This window comes from Microbacterium sp. (genome assembly GCF_031988965.1).
Classification (GTDB): Bacteria; Actinomycetota; Actinomycetes; order Actinomycetales; family Microbacteriaceae; genus Microbacterium.
In genome coordinates this window covers 1-3,385 of sequence record NZ_DALZXX010000216.1, presented here as the reverse complement: position 1 = coordinate 3,385, position 3,385 = coordinate 1, and the positions used below count along the sequence as shown (strand labels likewise).

Here is a 3,385-nt window from a genome sequence, read left to right as displayed (position 1 = left end):
ACTTCCTCGCGACGCGCACGCCGGTGCAGGTCTTCCTCGGCACCTCGGCCTGGTTCTTCGCGATCATCAACCTGGTGAAGATCCCGTTCCTCGCAGGGCTCGGGCTGTTCGAGGGCCACGTGCTGCTGATGGATGCCGTGCTCGCGCCGCTCGTCGTGATCGGCGCGCTCGGCGGCATCCGCCTGGCGAAGCGTATGAACCAGGCGCTGTTCGACCGCATCGTCATCGCACTGACGATCGTCGGCGCCGTCTACCTGCTCTTCTGACCGCGCGCCGGCGCCCTCAGTCGAGGAAGATGTCGGGGAACAGGCGGTCGTCGGGCGTGCCCGGCACAGCGGCGTACCGCGAGAAGTCGGTCACACCGTCGGCCTCGAGCACGTCTTCGACGATGAGCGACTGACCGGTGTACTCGGCGGCGGGCTTGAGCAGCACCGCATAGGCCGCGTCGGCGTAGATGTCGGCCGTGCGGCTCGCCGCCATCACCTTGTCACCCCCGAGCAGGTTCTGCACGGCGGCCGTGGCGATCGTGGTGCGCGGCCAGAGCGTGTTCGCGGCGATCCCGTCGCGGGCGAACTCCGCCGCGAGGCCGAGCGTGACCATCGTCATGCCGAACTTCGCGAGCGTGTAGCCGGTGTGGGCACCGAGCCACTTCGGCGTGGGGTTGAGCGGCGGCGAGAGCGACAGGATGTGCGGGTTCTCGGCATCCCTGAGCATCGGCACGGCCGCGCGCGACAGCATGAAGGTACCGCGCACGTTGACGTCCTGCATCAGGTCGTACTTCTTCGCGCCGAGGTCGAGCGAGCGCGAGAGGTCGATCACACTGGCGTTGTTGATGACGATGTCGATGCCGCCGAACTCGCCCTGCGTCTTGAGCACGGCCTCGGTGATGTCGTCATCGTCGCGCACGTCGCCGACGATCGGCAGCGCCTGGCCGCCGGCCGCCCTGATCTGCTCGGCAGCCGAGTGCACGGTGCCCTCGAGCTTGGGGTGCGGGGTGTCGGTCTTCGCGAGCATCGCGATGTTCGCGCCGTCGGCCGCCGCGCGCAGCGCGATCGCGAGTCCGATGCCACGGCTGCCGCCGGACATCAGGATGGTCTTGCCTGCCAGTGACATGTCTTCTCCTCGGGGTAGGGATGTCCGGTTACTTCGGCGCCATGCGGATCGCGCCGTCGAGGCGGATCGTCTCGCCGTTGAGGTAGCCGTTCTCGACGATCTGCTGCACGAGCGACGCATACTCATCGGGTCGGCCGAGGCGCGACGGGAACGGCACCTGCTGACCGAGCGAGTCCTGGGCCGCCTGCGGAAGCCCCATCAGCATCGGGGTCTCCATGATGCCGGGAGCGATCGTGCAGACACGGATGCCGTAGCGGGCGAGCTCGCGCGCGACCGGCAGCGTCATGGCATGCACGCCGCCCTTCGACGCCGAGTAGGCCGGCTGACCGATCTGCCCGTCGAATGCGGCGACGCTCGCGGTGTTGACGATGACGCCGCGGTCCCCGCTCTCGGTCGGGTCGTTCTTCGCGATCACGGCGGATGCCTGCGAGAGCACGTTGAAGGTGCCGACGAGGTTGATCCGCACGATGCGCTCGAAGTCGGCGAGCACGGCCGGATTGCCCTCGCGGTCGAGCACCTTGGCGGGCGGGGCGATGCCGGCGCAGTTCACGACGATGCGCAGCGGAGCCTGGGCCTGGGCGGCGGCCACGGCGACCGCCGCATCCTCGGCGCTCGTCACGTCTCCGCCCGCGAAGACGCCGCCGAGCTCGGCGGCGATGTCCGCCCCCGCCGATGACGGCAGGTCGAGGATCGTGACGACGGCACCCGCTGCGGCGAGCGTGCGAGCGGTGGCCAGGCCCAATCCCGACGCTCCGCCGGTGATGAGAGCACTCGAGCCCTGGATCTGCATGCGGTTCTCCTTCGAACGTGCGACTCGGTGTCAGCCTATCTGATCCGGAGTCCCATCGACGGGAGCGCCCACCCGAGGCTGGGGTCGTCCCCCGAGCCTACGTCACGACCGCCGCGCCCCCTCGGGCGCTGCGGGATCGGCACCCCGGACGCACCGAAGGGGAAGGCCCCCCACGGGCCTTCCCCTTCGACTCGGCGCTTCTCGGGTGGATGCGCCGCCCCAGAAAACCGTTCAGACCTCGATCTGCGCGGCGATCGCCTTGAGCTTGTGACGCGCGAGAGCGAGGTTCGCCGAGGTCTTGGTGAGCACCAGGTAGATGAAGAGCCCGTTCGCGTTCTTCGTGTTGAGCACGTTGATCAGGTGGTACTGCGAGGTCAGCGTGATGAGGATGTCGTCGATCTCATCGGTGACCCCCAGGTCGCGCATCGTGACGAGCTTGGCGCGCACGACGTTCGAGTTGCCGGCCGCGGCGATGCCGAGGTCGAACGAGGGGTTGCCGCCCTGCGCCAGGGCCATGCCGCTCGCGTAGTCGACGATGGCTGCGCCGGTGGCGCCCTCGATGGCGAGCAGCTGCTGCAGCGCGTCGTCCAGTGAGCTCATGTTCGGGTACTCCTCTGTGGTCAGGATGGTCTCGGGATGTGCGGACTCGGGCGTGGTCGTGGGAGCACTGGCATCGGCGTGGATCCACTTCACGAACTGGTCGAGATCCTGTTCGTCGGCCGTGGGCGGGGAGACCGCCGTGGCCTTCGGGAGGTCGACCGCGAGTCGTTCTGAGGCGTCGTCGGCTGCCGGGGCGGACGACGCCGCGTCGGCATCGCTGCCGTTGCGTCGCCACCACTGAGACCGGGACGAAACGCGCACGGAGACCTCTGGTGTGATTGATGATGCGGCCGCAGAGCGCGACCGGATCCGACACTAATCGAAGGTCAGGAGGCAAATCCGGGAGTATACGTGTATACCGGCATACGTTGCTCAGCCTGCCAGGATGGGAACATGAACCTGCCGCTCGCCTCCGTCCCGCCCGCCTCCACCGAGGTGCCCGAGGTCGTGCAGCGGCTCGCCGCCGGAGCCGCTCTCGAACCGGTCTGGCTCAACGGCATCGGCGGCCTCACCTTCCGCACCGACGACGGCCGCTTCATCAAGTGGGGACCGCACGACCTCGAGGCGACCATGCGCGACGAGGCCGAGCGGATGCGGTGGGCGCGGCGCTGGGTCCCGGTGCCCGAGGTGCTCGATCAGGGGTCGGATGCCGAGCACGAGTGGCTCGTCACCGCCGCCAAAGCGCGGTCGACGCGCGATGGCGCGACTCCGCAGAGATCGCTGTCCGCGCGGTCGGCGCCGCTCTGCGCACGATGCACGAGGCGTTGCCCGTCGAGGAGTGCCCGTGGACCTGGGACCCTGCCTCGCGCATCGCGAACGCCGGGGCACGCGGAGTCGCGGTGCCCGACGAGCTGCACACCCCGCCGGCGGTCGACCGGCTCG

At 69.2% G+C, this 3,385-nt stretch carries 4 protein-coding genes and 1 pseudogene; 2 read left to right on the top strand and 3 right to left on the bottom strand.

The genetic code is table 11. The features are described 5' to 3' along the window. Nucleotides 1-266, top strand: a 266-nt coding sequence (locus RTM68_RS17780) for a TSUP family transporter (protein WP_312173524.1), incomplete at its 5' end; no start/stop codon positions are given. Nucleotides 267-282: 16 nt separating this feature from the next. Here RTM68_RS17780 and RTM68_RS17775 read toward each other — a convergent pair. From RTM68_RS17775 to RTM68_RS17765, 3 genes are all read right to left on the bottom strand, one after another. Next, nucleotides 283-1,113, bottom strand: coding sequence for an NAD(P)-dependent oxidoreductase (locus tag RTM68_RS17775; RefSeq protein WP_312173521.1), 831 nt, complete (start codon nt 1,111-1,113; stop codon nt 283-285). 28 nt (nt 1,114-1,141) lie between these two features. Then, entirely contained in the window at nt 1,142-1,903 is a 762-nt protein-coding gene (locus RTM68_RS17770; RefSeq protein WP_312173518.1) for an SDR family NAD(P)-dependent oxidoreductase, read from the bottom strand. Nucleotides 1,904-2,134: 231 nt separating this feature from the next. Continuing rightward, complete coding sequence (locus RTM68_RS17765; RefSeq protein WP_312173516.1) at nt 2,135-2,764, bottom strand: hypothetical protein; 630 nt, start codon at nt 2,762-2,764, stop codon at nt 2,135-2,137. A 132-nt stretch (nt 2,765-2,896) separates the two neighbouring features. Between RTM68_RS17765 and RTM68_RS17760 the strand changes: the two are divergent. Beyond that, nucleotides 2,897-3,385: pseudogene (locus RTM68_RS17760) on the top strand (hypothetical protein); the annotation flags it as partial.

Bases quoted from the DNA above. Each gene is read 5' to 3' on its own strand.
- RTM68_RS17775 (WP_312173521.1), bottom strand. From the start codon at position 1,113: ATGTCACTGGCAGGCAAGACCATCCTGATGTCCGGCGGCAGCCGTGGC.
- RTM68_RS17770 (WP_312173518.1), bottom strand. From the start codon at position 1,903: ATGCAGATCCAGGGCTCGAGTGCTCTCATCACCGGCGGAGCGTCGGGA.